At 59.7% G+C, this 15,127-nt stretch carries 13 protein-coding genes; 8 read left to right on the forward strand and 5 right to left on the reverse strand.

Going from position 1 to position 15,127, the window contains the following annotated elements:
- Positions 1-9 precede the first annotated feature (9 nt).
- The 5 genes from N688_RS21385 to N688_RS21405 all read right to left on the reverse strand — a co-directional run bounded on the left by N688_RS21385 (position 10) and on the right by N688_RS21405 (position 4,186).
- A complete protein-coding gene (locus N688_RS21385) occupies positions 10-1,143 on the reverse strand; it encodes a hypothetical protein (protein WP_052891176.1) in 1,134 nt (377 codons plus the stop codon).
- A gap of 213 nt (positions 1,144-1,356) precedes the next feature.
- Entirely contained in the window at positions 1,357-1,968 is a 612-nt protein-coding gene (pdxT, locus tag N688_RS21390; RefSeq protein ID WP_052891177.1) for a pyridoxal 5'-phosphate synthase glutaminase subunit PdxT, read from the reverse strand.
- A 302-nt stretch (positions 1,969-2,270) separates the two neighbouring features.
- Entirely contained in the window at positions 2,271-3,161 is an 891-nt protein-coding gene (gene pdxS / locus N688_RS21395) for a pyridoxal 5'-phosphate synthase lyase subunit PdxS (protein WP_052891178.1), read from the reverse strand.
- 276 nt (positions 3,162-3,437) lie between these two features.
- On the reverse strand, positions 3,438-3,863 hold the full coding sequence (locus N688_RS21400) for a type II toxin-antitoxin system PemK/MazF family toxin (protein WP_081839112.1): 426 nt from the start codon (positions 3,861-3,863) through the stop codon (positions 3,438-3,440).
- The gene (locus N688_RS21405; protein ID WP_052891180.1) at positions 3,860-4,186 is read right to left on the reverse strand and encodes a hypothetical protein; all 327 of its coding nucleotides are present in this window, start codon (positions 4,184-4,186) and stop codon (positions 3,860-3,862) included. The genes N688_RS21400 and N688_RS21405 overlap by 4 nt, the downstream gene beginning before the upstream one ends.
- 366 nt (positions 4,187-4,552) lie before the next feature.
- On the opposite strand from N688_RS21405, the gene N688_RS21410 reads away from it, so the two are divergent.
- The 8 genes from N688_RS21410 (at position 4,553) to N688_RS21450 (ending at position 15,102) form a co-directional block, all read left to right on the forward strand.
- Entirely contained in the window at positions 4,553-5,311 is a 759-nt protein-coding gene (locus tag N688_RS21410) for a response regulator transcription factor (RefSeq protein ID WP_052891181.1), read from the forward strand.
- A 77-nt stretch (positions 5,312-5,388) separates the two neighbouring features.
- Positions 5,389-6,669, forward strand: a complete 1,281-nt coding sequence (locus N688_RS21415; protein ID WP_052891182.1) for a HAMP domain-containing sensor histidine kinase — start codon at positions 5,389-5,391, stop codon at positions 6,667-6,669.
- A 385-nt stretch (positions 6,670-7,054) separates the two neighbouring features.
- Positions 7,055-8,569, forward strand: coding sequence for a zinc-dependent alcohol dehydrogenase (locus N688_RS21425; RefSeq protein WP_052891184.1), 1,515 nt, complete (start codon positions 7,055-7,057; stop codon positions 8,567-8,569).
- A 140-nt stretch (positions 8,570-8,709) separates the two neighbouring features.
- Positions 8,710-10,032: a glycoside hydrolase family 3 N-terminal domain-containing protein gene (locus N688_RS21430; RefSeq protein ID WP_052891185.1), complete on the forward strand. Its 1,323-nt coding sequence runs from the start codon at positions 8,710-8,712 to the stop codon at positions 10,030-10,032.
- 145 nt (positions 10,033-10,177) lie between these two features.
- Complete coding sequence (locus N688_RS21435; protein ID WP_052891186.1) at positions 10,178-11,542, forward strand: glycoside hydrolase family 3 N-terminal domain-containing protein; 1,365 nt, start codon at positions 10,178-10,180, stop codon at positions 11,540-11,542.
- Positions 11,543-11,866: 324 nt separating this feature from the next.
- Entirely contained in the window at positions 11,867-12,445 is a 579-nt protein-coding gene (locus tag N688_RS21440; RefSeq protein WP_052891187.1) for a GNAT family N-acetyltransferase, read from the forward strand.
- Between the two features lie 33 nt (positions 12,446-12,478).
- Positions 12,479-13,702 carry a lipid II:glycine glycyltransferase FemX gene (locus N688_RS21445; protein WP_052891188.1) on the forward strand — a complete coding sequence of 408 codons (1,224 nt, stop codon included), beginning with the start codon at positions 12,479-12,481 and terminating at the stop codon, positions 13,700-13,702.
- Between the two features lie 236 nt (positions 13,703-13,938).
- Positions 13,939-15,102 (forward strand): lipid II:glycine glycyltransferase FemX, encoded by a 1,164-nt coding sequence (locus N688_RS21450; protein ID WP_052891189.1) that lies wholly within the window; start codon positions 13,939-13,941, stop codon positions 15,100-15,102.
- Positions 15,103-15,127 lie beyond the last annotated feature (25 nt).

Genomic DNA, 15,127 nt, shown 5'->3' on the forward strand with positions numbered 1-15,127 from the left:
ACAGTTTAATCACCTCATAGTCTGGCGTGAGTTGGCCGTACCCAGGCCCTTCACGCCATAGATTACTCGTTGTTCTAATGCAGGAACGACGCGCTGTCTCACAGCCAGATAGGCCATGTGGCGCACAAGCAAGACCCTGGTGGTTTTGGGCGCGAAGCCGCTGGCGCGCAGAGCATTGATGACGGCGCCCTCATACTCGCGCACCTGACAATAGATTGGGCGCCTGTCGCTCTCCAGCAGGCGCTGACAGGCGAAGCGAACGAGCGGCTCAGCCAGATCAGCATACTCTGGATGAACAATCAGCGAGAGCTGATGCGGCCTGGTCCCGCGCCCCCGGCGCAACTGAAGCCAGGCGCCCAGGCGCACCCCCATATCACAGACGTAGGTCTCGCACTTGCGTCCAAGGGGCAGGAGTCCTGAACGCTGCGAGCCGACGAGCAGGCGGGCATACTCCTCGCTATTCTCCAGCAACTCGGCCATCTGCACGCGCTGGGGAGTGACGGCGCGATAGAGCTGGTGCAGGCCCCAGACATGATGACGGCTCCAGCGCTGCAATGAAGCTAGCTCCTGCAGGTGCTCAGCTGAAGTCGAGCTGAGTACCTGCCCAGGGGAGGGCGGCCTGGTTTTGGGCGCGGCGCTGACCTCCGCTTCGCCGGGTCCAGCGGCTTCGTTCTCATCTTCCCACCCCAAGACATAGGTGAATTCGCGCGTATAGCGCTGGAAGCCGCTGCGAGCGAACAGCTCCAATTCCGGCTGTGCCTCTTCGACTCTGGCGAAGAGGCGCAGCACGCCGTGGGAGGCGGCCATCTCCAGGACATAGTCAAGCAAGGCCGTGAGGACATCCTCGCCGGAGAAGGCGCTTTGGAGCATTGAGGCCAGATAGGTCAGCTCCCACATCGTTCCCGATGGGCGCTCGCGTACCTGGGCGAATCCTAAGATGCGCCAGCGATCTTCACACAGCCAGGTACGTGCAACCGGATCGAGAGGAAAGATATTGCGCAGGAGAGGAGGCCATGAAGCACGGTGCTCCACCGGTTCCAGCCAGCACACGAAGTTCGCCAGTGCGCGCTGTCGCAAGCGAGCGCGCTGATCTAATGCGTAGATGATTCCCGGTAGGTCAACGTAGGGTACCGGTCGTATCATCAGTGCTCCTGCGCCAAGCAGAGGCAGATCTCTCTACTTCGTCCACGCTCAGTGGCGCGTGCCAGGCTCGGCGCGCCCGCCTCTTCGCTTCCTGTGCTCCCGCCCCGCCGTTGAGCAACCCTGCGTCTCTCTCGTTGTTGTTATTGTCGTCGTTGTCGTCGTCTGGCAAGGAACGGGTAACGGGGCCTACCGCCTGGTCGCGTCGCCACGCCTCTACTTTCGAACGCTCTGTACTAGGCGGAGAAAGTAATGATGGAATCGCGGATCTCTGGAAACCTCCGGGTGAAAAGCGGTACCCAGCCGGTTGCCTTCGCGGACAGCGACGATGGTTCCATCATCGAGCGTTGCCAGCACCTCTACACCCGGGTCTACCTCCATAATGGCTGGCCCGCGGATGAAGAAGGCGTGAAATGGTGCTTCACCCAGCACGGGTATCGACAGATCAGTTTCAAAACTTTCCCGCTGACTACCGAACGCATTGCGACGGACAGCGATGTTCATCACAGCCAGCAGCGGCTGGCCTTCCAGAGCATTGTCCGTCTTTTTGGCCAGCAGAATCAAGCCGGCACAGGTTCCCCAGACGGGGAGTCCCTGCTCAATCAAGGTTTTCAGCGGCCTATCGAGGCCATACTCAACCATCAGCTTGCCGATAGTGGTGCTCTCCCCACCGGGTATTATTATACCATCTAAATCGGCCAGATGCTCAGGGAGTTTTACGGCGCGTGCAGCCACACCCAGCTTGGAAAGGGCCTTCAGATGCGCCTCGAAATCCCCCTGGAGAGCCAACACACCGATCAGCGGTCGTTCCTGTCCATTGTGGATCATCGTCTACTCGCGCGGTGCCCGGTTCCCACCTTCTTCCGTTGCACCGCCCCCTCCTTCCTTGGTTGTGCTGCCCAGACTCTCTGTTGAGAGAAAACGCCCACGACCGTCGCTTTTCATCCCGCATGGAAAAAGGCGCTCCGCCGACTCGCCTCGCCTCGCTCTGGGAACGAGGCACTGAGCCGGCGGAGCGGATGGGGGACTGCGCTCCCGCAGCCTGGCGGCTCCTCTTTTCTCTGGCCATTCCTTTGCCTTGCGCTCAGCTGGCGAGCCAGTCCAGGCACAGGTCGCTCTCCCCTCAATAGCTACCAGCCACGGCGGGCCATCAGCTCCTGTTCAGGCAGCGTATCGAGGTTCAGGCCCACCATTGGCTCGCCCAGATCGCGCGAGACCTCGGCCAGGATCTGGGGATTATCGAAATGGGTGGTCGCGCGCACAATGGCCCGGGCCCGCTTGAGGGGATCGCCGGACTTGAAGATACCGGAGCCGACAAAGATGCCCTCGGCCCCCAGACGCATCATGAGCGCCGCATCCGCCGGCGTGGCAATGCCGCCCGCCGAGAAGTTGACCACAGGCAGCTTGCCCGTGCGGGCTACCTGACAAACCAGCTCATAAGGGGCTCCCAGGCGCTTGGCCTCGGTCATTAGCTCTTCCTCGGGAAGCATCTGCAGGCGCCGGATGCCATCCTGAATGGCACGCATATGACGCACCGCCTCCACGACATTGCCAGTGCCAGCCTCGCCTTTGGTACGGATCATGGCCGCCCCCTCGCCGATGCGCCGCAGAGCCTCACCCAGGTCGCGCGCCCCACAGACAAAGGGCACCGAGAACAAATGTTTATTGACATGGAACTGCTCGTCGGCAGGCGTGAGCACTTCCGATTCATCAATGCAGTCAACGCCAATGGCCTGCAGGATCTCTGCCTCGACGAAGTGGCCGATGCGGCACTTGGCCATGACGGGAATGGTTACTGCTTCTTTGATGCGAATGATGAGTTCGGGATCGGTCATGCGCGCGACGCCGCCTTGAGCGCGAATATCAGCGGGTACCCGCTCCAGAGCCATGACCGCCACAGCCCCGGCTTCCTCAGCGATCTTGGCTTGCTCTGGATTGACAACGTCGCAGATGACACCGCCCTTGAGCATCTCGGGGAAGCTGCGCTTCACATCAACCGTTCCGACCGTTCTCTGCTGCATAGCTGATCATCTCCTGCGGTCTTGCCTGAACATCTGGCCATTATTGTAGCACATTGGCGGTTGGCCCACACCAGCCAATCTAGAGAAAGGAGATCAGCCAGAGGAAAGGAAGGGGGCTGGCAGAGCGCACGAGGGCCACCAACGTCTACACGAGCAGAGAGTAAAGGAGCCCCTACCTTGGGCTGCTCTTGGGGAAGCTTCCTCTCTGGCCAGAGGCCAAGGGGTCAGTCGAGGAGCTGAGGGCCAGAGACCAAGGCCGCTCTCCTTCCCGGCTGCTCAGGAGAGCAGATCAAGGCTAATTTTGAGCGCCATGTCGACGCGGGCGAGTTCCTCCCTGGTAATGCTCCCACGCTTGCGGATCAAGCGTGACTTCTCGATGGTCATGATCTGCTCACACTTCACATCGGTGAAGTCGGTCAATCCGTTTTCAGGCGTGGGCGCAATGCGCACATGCAGGGGCAGCTCACGCTCCGTACGGCTCATCGAGGCAACAATCGTCAAAGGATAAGTGGGGGAGGCGTTACCTCGATCATTTTGAATGACTAAGGCAGGGCGGATACCCTGTTGCTCCGCGCCGCGCCCGGGAGACCAATTGACATCCCAGATCTCGCCGCGCCTGGGACTGGGCATTTCACGTATTCGGTTGGTAGAATCCTCGCTATGGCTGGGGCTGGGCGATGCTTGCCTGGCCTCATTACTCATGCAACGATACCTTCACGCCCGGCCTCAAAATAAAATCGGGCTTCTTCGAGAGTTTCAGGGAGAGATCCTAGATAAGCATACGCTTCGTCGAGGGAGTGAGTCAAGGAGGAAAGAGCCTGTTCGCGTTTCTGGAGGATCGCCTGACGCAGTTGCTGGTAGTTATCCCGGCGCATGAGTTCCATAATTGTCTCCACAACATCCCCGAGGGAAGAGTCCAGTTCCATCGCCAGCGCCTTCAACTCCTGGTGCTGGTTCAACGGAATTTGAATTGATTTGCGGACGAGGTGATCATGACGATAGAAGTCGGGATGCACAACTGCCATGAATCTGCCTCCTGCTGATTACGTGAGCCGTCTCTATCAATACCATTGTAATGAGTCCTCTCTCACTTGTCAATCAATGTGCAGCGCTCTTAAGAGTTTTTTAAGATCGCTACCATTAAACAGGATAAGACAATGAGAAACACTTTGCCAAAACGCAAGACGCTTCCGTTCTTTTACTGAAACTCTTCTATCGCCTTTCTCGTGGGAGGGATAGGTGAAAAACCTACGGTGGCGGCCAAAGCTGCTGAGCTTGAGCGGACTATCGGCGCCGGGTCCACTCAAGCCACCCTTGCTGGCACCTGCCTTGCACTCCTGCTGTGTGGTAACTATAATGAAAATTGAATCCCACCCAGAAGGATGCAAGCCATGCCGCAAGTGGTTCACGAACGCACCGATCAGGAGAAACGGCCCCTCAAGGCGCTAGTGATCGACGATGAGCAGTCGATTATCGAGTTCATTAAGCTGGGTCTCCACTACGAGGGCTTCGAGGTGGTATCGGCCCCCGACGGCGAGCAGGGAGTGACGGCGGCACAGCGTTGTGATCCCGATATTGTTATTCTGGACCTGATGCTGCCGGATATGGATGGTCTGGAGGTTTGCCGTCGCTTGCGCGAGAATCCAGTGACAAGCGATGTGCCCATCTTGATGCTGACGGCCAGAGACGATGTGCGCGATCGGGTGCAGGGTCTCGATAGTGGCGCCGACGACTATTTGACGAAGCCCTTCAGCTTCGAGGAGCTGGTCGCACGCATACGCGCGATCCTCCGCCGCCTGCGCCGTAGCGGACACGGCCAGCACGCTGGCTCTCCCGACTCTGCGCATATTCTGCAGTTCGAGGACCTCTGGATGAATACGGCTACGCGCGAGGTTCGCCGCGGCAATCGCTCTATCGAGCTGACAGCCACCGAGTATAATCTGTTACATCTGTTTATGACTCATCCACGCCAGGTGCTGGATCGGCAGACGATCCTCAATCGTGTCTGGGGATACGATTTCCTGGGGGAGACCAATATCATCGAGGTGTATGTGCGCTATCTGCGCGAGAAGATTGAAGATACCCCTAGCTCCCCCCGCCTGATTCAGACAGTGCGCGGGGTCGGCTATATTCTGAAAGGCCAGGGATAGCTGCTATGCCAGCCGAGCGAGGGACAGTAAGGATACGCACGGAAGGAGCTCCCGATGGGCCCACAGATCACAAGAAGATGACGAAGGAGCCATTAGCGGAAGGAAAGACGGCTCGGGAGGGGCAGACCAGCGAGCAGACCGCTGGTCAGGCTGAGGTGCGCGCTCTGGCCGCCCTCCAGCGGCCTTCCCTGACCAGCGGCCCGCTGTTGGCTGCTTCTGTGCGCCTGCCGCTAGATCGTTTGGGTCTACGCCTGGCTCTCTTGCAGCTCGCGATTCTGGCCCTGGGCCTGGCGTTGATGGCTCTGCTGCTGTTCTTGCTTGCTCACGTGAGGTCGCTGAATACGCCGCTCGCCTTCGTGTGCGGCTATGGGCTGCTGGTGTTGCTGCTTGGAGGTTTGAGCACGCTGGCAACGGCCCTGCTGTTGCGCCCTTTGCAGGAGCTGGCTCAGGTCGCTCAGGCTCTGGCCCGGGGGGACTTCAGCCAGCGCGCGGTGCTGCCCTCTTCCTCTGCGCCTCCTGCCTCCGATGAGCTGACTCGTCTGGGCCAGAGCCTCAATGCGCTCGCTGGCCAGGTGGAGCTGGCCACGGCCCATCAACGCGAGAGCGAGGCCCGCGTCCAGCGTCTCCTCAGTAGCGCCTCTCACGAGCTGCGCACCCCTTTGACATCGATCCGTGGCCTCTCAGAGGTGCTGCTGCGCGGCCCGCTGGAGAATCCTGAGCTGCTTCAGCGCGTTCTGCGCTTGATTAAGAATGAGTCCGAGCGCATGACTCGCCTGATCAACGATATGCTGACGCTGGTTCGCCTTGAGGAGGGTCGTCCTCTCCAGCTGCGTACGGTGGATCTGGTGGAGCTGGCCGTTGAGAGCGTTGAGCAGGCTCGCCTCTTCGCCGGTGAGCAGGGACCCCGTATTCAGTTAGAGCTGGCTACTCAGGAGCGGCTGGTTGTCCACGGCGATATGGATCGTCTGAAGCAGGCGCTGGCGGCCTTGCTGGACAATGCTGTGAAGTATGGACGGTCTTCCCCCCAGGGCCAGGTGATCGTTCGTCTGGATCGCCACGCCGACGTTGGTGAGGTCCAGGTGATTGACAATGGGCCAGGCATTGCTCCCGAAGATCTGCCTTATATTTTTGAGCGTTTTTATCGCGGTCGCCATATTCCGCCAAGCCGCGCGGACGGGAGCGCGATCCCGGGGGCTGGCCTGGGGCTGGCCATTGCGCGGGCGATCGCCCGCGCCCATCAGGGCGAGCTGAACGTGCACAGCGAGCAGGATAAAGGGTCGGTCTTCACGCTGACTTTGCCTTGCCTGTCCGGCTCCCCAACCCGACCACTGCCGTCGGCGAATGGAACGGAGCTGTAGCAAGCCTCCTTTCAGCCTCAGTGTGATGCTGGCCCCTGTTCCTCGGGCTTCGCTTCGCTTTGCTCTGCTCTGCTCCCTGCCCTGCTTCTGTCTCCTCGCTTACCTCCAACTCCTCTCTCGCTGCCCACGAGCCGCCGGTCGATTTCCGGTCCCCTGCTCTCCTGGCGAAGCTGTCGGTCGCAAGAGCATTGACCGCGCCTTACGTACATGGTACACTGCCTTCGATCGCTGCAATGCTGCTTATGAAGACGGGCTGCTGCTCAGGGAGTGCAGAGAAGCATGCGGACAGGCAATCGATGAGCGAAAAGAGGCGTTCTTTCTCCTGTAGAGCTGATCGATCTGAGCGGCCATGTGAGCTGAGCATGCGCGGTGGAGGGCTACCGCTATGTGGATGTCCACCCTGGATCTTGATCCCAAACGGGCGATTGTGACTTCGCTGCTAGGGCGCTTCTGGCGGGGAGCGTATTTTTCGTCGTTTGCTCCTCTGCAGGTCCGGAATCTGCCTCGCCGTCCCTTGCCTGCTCCCAACTGGGTACGCGTGCGCAACCGACTGGCGGGGATCTGCGGCAGCGATCTGGCCCTGATTGCCGCCGATGTTGATCCGCGGGTGGCGGCGGCTTTGGCCGGCCAGCAGCTGTATCCGGGCCATGAGGTGGTGGGTGAGGTGATCGAGGTGGGCGATGCGGTTCAAACCTTGCAAGTAGGCGATACGGTAGTGCTGCAGTATGCCCCTCATTGCCTGACTTCGGGCGCACAGCCTCCCTGCCGGGCCTGCGCCGCCGGGGACTATAACCTGTGTGAGCGCGCCTATCAGCCCGGACCCGCTCAGATTGGCTCGGGCTGGAGCGAGGAGATGCTGGTCCATGAACGCCAACTTTTCCCTCTCCCTGAGTCGCCCGAGAAACCAGGAGAACCCTGGCTGAGCGACGAGCAGGCTGTGATGCTGGAGCCAACGGCGGTGGCCTTGCATGCGGTGTTGCGCTGCCCGCCGCAGCCCGAGGAGCGGGTGCTCATTATTGGAGCAGGCACGATCGGTCTGTTGACGCTGCAGGTGGTGCGGGCCCTGGCCCCCCAGGCAGTAGTAGGCGTGATGGCCCGCCACGCCTTCCAGGTGGAGCGAGCCACTCGTTTGGGCGCGAGCCATATTCTCTATCCCCAGGATCGCTATCGGGAGGTGGCACGCATCACGGGCGCCGAGCTGGTCAGCGGCCCCCTCGGTCAGCCGATCTTGCTGGGCGGCTACGATGTGATCTACGATACGGTGGGCCGCAGTGAGACCATTCAAGATGCCCTGCGCTGGACACGCGCCGGCGGCACCGTGGTCCTGGTTGGTCGTAGCCTTCACCGCTTGCACCTGGACTTGACCCCGGTGTGGTCACGCGAGGTGAATCTGCTCGGCTCGCTGACACATGGCCAGGAGTATTGGCCACCAGAGCAGCCAGGTCGCCGCTCAACTTTTGCTGTCGCCTGCGAGTTCATCGCTCAGGGCTTGCTGGCTCCCGAGCAGTTGATCACCCATCGTTTCGCTTTGACCGACTACCGCCACGCTCTGAGTACAGCCATGCGGCGCTCCCAGACACGCGCCATTAAGGTGATCTTTGACTATGCGCTACAACCGGCTCTGGTGGTGCCCAATGTGCGCGCTTCCCGCATGCGCCGACGCCAGGCCGCTCCTGCACCGCTGCACCTGCCTCGCGCTACCGCGACGACAGGCTCGCTGCCCCAGCAAGAGAGCGACCACGAGACCGAGGCCTTCGGGCCATCCCCAGCCTCACACCGTCCCCCTTCCTCATCCCATGATGTAACAAATTCTCCTTCCCGCGCGTTAGAACTAGAGAGAGAGGAGCAGGAACCAGCTCCAGGCCCTTTTTCAGAACGCGCTGATGATGCTCGATTTTAAACATTTGTTGATAACGCTTTTATAATAGATACGCAGCATGGTTTCTATTGGGAGTCTTTATGTCTTTGTTCTCGAAAAAGTCCGTCAAAAGTTCTGCCTTTTTAGCAGACGCGCCAGCCGCGCTGCCCAGGAAGAGCGAGGTGCCAGGGAAGGCACGCCCTCAACGCCAACGACGTCGCAGTCGTCTACGGCTCTTTCTCGGCATCATCATGCTTGTGCTGGCCATTATCACAGCTGGCGGCGCGCTTTTTGCCTACTTTAACGCGGCCTATCTCTTCCCTGGATCGCTCTCTTCCTCTGCGGTGGCCGACCCTCTCGCCAGCGATCCCTCTGGTCCATTCATTGCTTCTCCCTATAGCCCGGCTCAGATCAACGCCTTACGCCACCTGAGTGACCGGATGTCCTACAAGCAGCTCGCGAGCCTCTATGTGGCGCGGATGTCGCTGGATGAGAAGCTAGGTCAACTGATCATGGTGGAGTACGCCGACGATTACTACTCCGCTGACCTGGACAATATGATCACTAACTTGCATGCTGGGGGCGTCATTCTCTACGAGTTTCAAATGCAGAGCTTTGCGCAGACCAAGCATGATATTGCCCTGATGCAACAGCATGCCAAAATTCCTCTGCTGATCTCCACCGACGAAGAGGGTGGCCCCTACGTCCATCGCCTCTCGCACATCTATGGTTCGCGTCCCTCGGCCTGGGATATCTACCAGTCGGGGAGCGTGGCCTATGCTGCCCAGCAGGGCCATAAGATGGCTCACGATCTGCTGGCGCTTGGTATCAATGTCGACCTGGCCCCGGACGTGGATGTGATGCTGGTCCCAGGCTATGACACGGTGACACGTACCTTCGGTACTACCGCCCAGGATGTGATTAAGTACGCCGGTCCTTTTATGGCCGCTATGCAGCAAGACGGCCTGATTGCCTGCATCAAACACTATCCCGGCGGCCTGGGCAATACTACGGAGGATGCCCATAAGACCTTGCCCTCCGATAACCGCAGCGTCAGCCAGATCTACTCGACCGAGCTGGCCCCTTATAAGTATTTTGCTAACGCCTCTAATCCCTACATGCGTCCGGGGATGATCATGTCCACCGACGTGCTGATGCCCGCGATCGACCCGAAGTGGCCCGGCGAGCTGTCGTATCGCTTTATGACTCAGATTCTGCGCCAGGAGTTCGGCTACGACGGCGTGGTGATTACCGATGCTCTCTATATGGAGGGCATCGCCCAGCAATGGGACATGCCTCAAGCCGCAGTGCTGGCCCTCAATGCCGGTAATGATATGCTCCTTGGCCCCACCGGTAGCGCCCAAACGCTGGCCATGATTAACGGCCTCAAGGCGGCGCTTCAGGATGGACGGCTCTCGATCCTGCGGGTCAATGAGGCAGTCACCCGCATCCTGGCCTTGAAGATGCAGTATCATCTGATGCCCGCGGTTCCTCCTTCGGTCTAGGAGCTGCCCGGCTGAGGTGTTCCATGCTTCGCTCTGGCTTACTCGCTCGCACAGCACTACGACGAGTTGCTGTTAACTCTTATCGCTGATTGTATACACTAAAATAAGAAAAAAAATGCCAAACTAATGCGGGAGTCTCCTGACAATGTTTACAGACAGTCCACCCCCGATTGTGGCCTCTGACCCACAAGAGCGCCAAGAAGCCGGAGCCAGAGCTGCCTCTCCTCTTCGACCGCAGCCTCGTCGCCGTCGGCGCCCGTTCTCTACCCTGCGCCTTCTGCTGGCGAGCGGCGGAGCGCTGCTTCTGCTGGTCACGGCTCTCTTGGGCAGGGGAGACGCGCCGTGGCAGCCGCGGCAGGTTAGCCAGCTTCAGGAGACGCTGCTGGCTGGCCCTTTCATTAGCAATCCGTTGACTCCCGCGCAGATCGAGGCCCTGCGCCACCGTGAGGCCTCCATGAACGAGCAGGCCCTGGCCCGCCTCTACCTGAGCCATATGACGCTCGACCAGAAACTGGGCCAGCTCTTCATGGTCCAGTATTACGGGACAACCTACTCGGCGGACCTGGAGACGATGATTCACGATCTCTATGCCGGTGGCGTGATTATGTATGCCGCGCAGATGCGTACCTTCCAGCAGACGCGCGCCGATATCCAGCGTATGCAGGCCCTGGCCTGGATGCCGCTCTTCATTTCAGCGGACGAGGAGGGCGGCTTTGTCGAGCGGATCAACAATATCTACGGCCATCGGCCCGGCGCCCTGGAAGTCTACCAGACGGGCAAGGTCAGCAACGCGGCGGCACTCGGTCACGGCATTGCCCATGATTTAAAGGCTCTGGGGCTGAATACCGACCTGGCCCCCGATGTCGATGTGCCCGTTGTCAGCGGTCCTGATCAGTATCTGCGCACGTGGGGCTACACGCCACAGTCGGTAATCGACTACGGTGGGGCTTACCTGCGCGCCGTCCAGGGAGATGGAGTCATTGCCTGCCTCAAGCATTTCCCGGGCCTGGGCGCTGCTCAAACCGATGCCCACACCGATCTACCGGTGATCAAGCGTAGCCGCGAGCAGATCTACAGCACTGAGCTGGTTCCCTTCAAACACTTCATCCAGTCATCTCAGCCGCTGGACCATCCAGGTATGATCATGACAACCGACCTGCTGATGCCGGCTCTTGATCCTGTCTGGCCAGCGGAGCTGTCGCCGACGATTGTGACAGGTATTCTGCGCCATGAGTTGGGTTACGATGGCGTGGTGATCACCGACGCACTCTACATGGAAGGCATCGCCAAGAAATGGAGCCTGCCGCAAGCTGTCGTCCTGGCCCTGGCAGCAGGCAACGATATGATCCTGGGTGTGCGCAGCTCCTATGATCTGCGCAGCGCGGTGGCAGCCATTAAGGGGGCTTTGGCCAGCGGACAGCTTTCCCAGAGTACCATCGACGCCTCCGTCACACGCATCATTGCCTTGAAGATTCACTACCATCTCTGGCCCGTTCCTCGCTTCGTTTAGAGCCAGGAGAGGGGAGCAGACCAGCAGGTTCAAGGAGATCTTGTAGCGAGCGGATCGGTAGATGAGGGCGGCAGCCAGAACTTCCGCGTTCCAGGCCCGTGCCTGGCGCCCCCCTCTGGTCCTAGGAACCGGCCCCGCGCGTTGTCGGCCTTGGGGGACTATGCTATACTGGACTGGCACTAGCCGATTGTGTCAGGATACTCAGCTCAGCAAAGAACAGGTCTAGCACGTTTCTCCTGCCCGCCACGCCCTATCTCCCCAGAGCGTGAGCGCGCTCAGCAGCAGGTGTGGCGCGCACCAGTTTATCCCAGGAGTGAGAAGACGATGGCTGAAGAGACTGCCCAGCTCCAGAACCCTTTTCTCGTCGGCGAGCGCGTCTATTTGCGTCCGCTGGAACCCAGCCAGGACAATCACTTCTATGCAACCTGGCTCAACGATGAGGAGATTCGCCGCTATTTTTCGATCTATCCGACCAGCGACGCTCGGGCTAAGGAGCGCCTGGAGCAGCTGTATCGGGACGGCAAACATATTATCTTCGGAGTAGCACTTAAAAGCAACAATCGCCTGATTGGTCTCGTTGGTCTAAAGGATATTAATTATATTAACCAGACAGCAGAATTCTATATTATCATTGGCGATCGCGCAGTCTGGGGCCAGGGCTATGGTACCGAGGCGACTAAACTGATGATCCGCTATGGCTTTATGGAATTGAATCTGAACCGTATTCAGACGCAGGACATGGAGGAGAATATCGGCGGCTGGCGGGCAGATGAGAAGGCCGGCTTTAAATATGAGGGGACTCTGCGTCAGGCGATCCTACGCTTCGGCAAATATCATGATATTCGTGTCTATAGCCTGCTCAGAAGCGAATACTTTGAACGTCAGCAGCAGGAGAACCAGTGAAGCTGAAGTTCGTTAGAGGACAGGCTTTTTGCTATGACAGTTGTTGTGCAAGAAATCACAGATTGTGAGCAGTGGAATGCCTTTCTGACCGCCCAGCCAGGGGGGCATCTGCTCCAGTCGTATGAGTGGGGCGAGCTCAACAAGTATCTTGGTGGGCGCATCTACCGCTTGGGTGCACTGGAAGGAGGCCGTTTGAGCGGGGCCATGATGGTCTCGGTCGCTCCGGTGCCGCTTCCTGTGCGTCTGCCCGGCCTACAGCTCAACTGGCTCTACAGCTGCCGCGGTCCCACAGTCGAGGCGCCAGACTCGCCAGCCCTTCCCGCGCTGATCGCCGAGGCTCACGCGATTGCTCGTCGCGAAGGGAGTGTCGTGCTGCGCCTCGAACCCAACATCGCCGATGACGATCCGCGTCTAGAGCAATGGCAGAGCGCCTATCGTGAGCTCGGCTTTCGTGTTTACCCCTACGCTGTCCACCCGCGGCGCAGCTGGGTGCTGGACATTCGGCCCCCTCTAGAGACGCTCTTTGCCAATTTTAAGATGACCTGGCGGCAGAACGTGCGTGTGGCCGGGCGCAAGGGTGTTACTGTACGGGAAGTCAGCAGCGATGCCGATTTCGATGCCTACTATGCCTTACTGAAAATCACCAGTGAGCGCGACGCTTTTTTTATCCACAGCAAAGACTACCATCGCGAGATCCTGCGCCAGTTCGCTGGGCGCGGCGACGCCGTCCTTTTCCTGGCTGAACACGAAGGTGAGGCCCTGGCAGCCAAGATGCTGATTCGCTTCGGAAACTGGTGCTGGGATATGTTTGGGGCCACCGCCAACCACAAGCGCAATCTGAAGGCTGCTTACCTGCTACAGTATCGCTGCATCCAGTGGGCCAAGGAGCAAGGCTGTACACACTTCGACTTCCGTTCCATTCCAGAGGTGCTGGAGCCTGGAGAAGAAATGTGGGGCGTCTACGAATACAAGCAAGGCTTTGGTGGCTACTCACGCCTCAATATGCCCACGCAGGACTATGTCTATCGTCCCCTGATGTATCGCCTCTGGAGCAAGCTGGTGGAGATTCGGCGCGAGCGGCGGCGAGCCGAGCGGCGGCGGGTTGAGCTAGAGCGAGCGGCGCGCGGCAGGCAGGGAAGCAAACCCACCTCAGCCGGCCAATCTGATCAATCCGAGTCCTCTGCACAGGGTAATGGCTCCAAGGAGAAAAGCGCACGACCAGCTGAGCCAGCCTCGTCCTCCGGTGCGAGCCAGTGACTGCCCTCCTGCGAGCAAGTTTTCGTAGCCTGCCCTGCGCTAGCAGCGATAGCGGGTGGGCGAGCGCTTCGGCCTTGCCCACCAGGCGCCAGGGCAGGCGCTGGCCAGCGCCTTGAGCCAGGGCCGTGAACGAGAAATAGCCTCATTTAGTGAGTACTGACCTGCCATCTCTACTGTATTGATCAAGCAAGAGATAATGAACGACGTTTCACCTGTCCATCTCTGAGGGAAATGTTATGGAAGCGCGCTTTATTAGTGACCGGCAGCAATGGAATGACTTTGTCGCTGCCTCGGTTTGCTGCAACATTACCCAGTCCTATGAATGGGGGCAGCTGGCTCCACACCTTGGCGCCGAAGCCCTGTACACTGGCGTTGTCGATGACCAGGGGCAGCTCTGCGCCGCCATGCTTCTACTCGTCTCGCGCCTGCCGATGCTAGGGACCTACTTTTACGCGCCGCGCGGGCCAGTCATTGATGATCCCAGTTCACCCGCTCTGGCCCAGCTGCTGGACTTCGTGCGCCAGGAGGCCCGGCGGCGCGGCGCCTTTATGCTCAAAGTGGAGCCGAGCGTGCCCGATGGTGATGAGTCCTGGCTGGCTGCCCTGCGCAGCCACGGCTTCCGCCGCACGCCCTACGCCATGCACATCCGACACGAGTGGGTGCTGGACATCCGGCCCGACGAACAGACCCTTCTGGCCAACATGAAAGAGAAGTGGCGCTACAACATTCGCCTGGCAGCGCGCAAAGGTGTCAACGTACGACGGGGCGAAGGGCCAGCAGACCTTGATACGTTTTACCGTCTCTACCGCATCACCAGCGAGCGCGATCACTTCTTCATCCATGAGCAGGCCCACTACGAGGACATCATGCGCCTCTACAGCGAGGGCGACCGCGCCGCACTCTTTCTAGCCGAATATGAAGGGCAGGCCATTGCTGGTCTCGTCGCCCTGCGCTTCGGTCGCTGGAGCTGGTATATGTACGGCGCTTCCTCGAACGAGCACCGCAATCGGATGCCCAACCACCTGCTCCAATGGACAGCCATCCGCTGGGCCAAAGAGCACGGCTGCTGGTATTACAACTTTCGCGGCATTCCCGATATCCTGGAGGAAGGGCAAGAGCTGTGGGGAGTCTACGTCTTCAAGCAAGGCTTCGGTGGCTATCCCCTGCGCTTCCTGGAGACCCACGACCTTGCCTACAAGCCACTCGTCTATCAGACCTACCGTCGCCTGCTGGACCTGAAGCGTTGGCGTGATCAGCAGCAGCGGAGTCGCTTAGAGCGCCAGCACCAGGCTCAGCCGGCAGCCAGCCCACGCGAGCAATCAGCCCAGGAGCAGCGCCCGACCGGAGCTGGTGGCAAACAGGCGGAGGCGGCAGTGCCTGGCCTCTCCCAGCAGGGCTAGAGCGCATCTCGCCCGCCCAGTGAGC

Origin of the sequence: Thermogemmatispora carboxidivorans, assembly GCF_000702505.1 — a bacterium.
GTDB lineage: Bacteria > Chloroflexota > Ktedonobacteria > Ktedonobacterales > Ktedonobacteraceae > Thermogemmatispora > Thermogemmatispora carboxidivorans.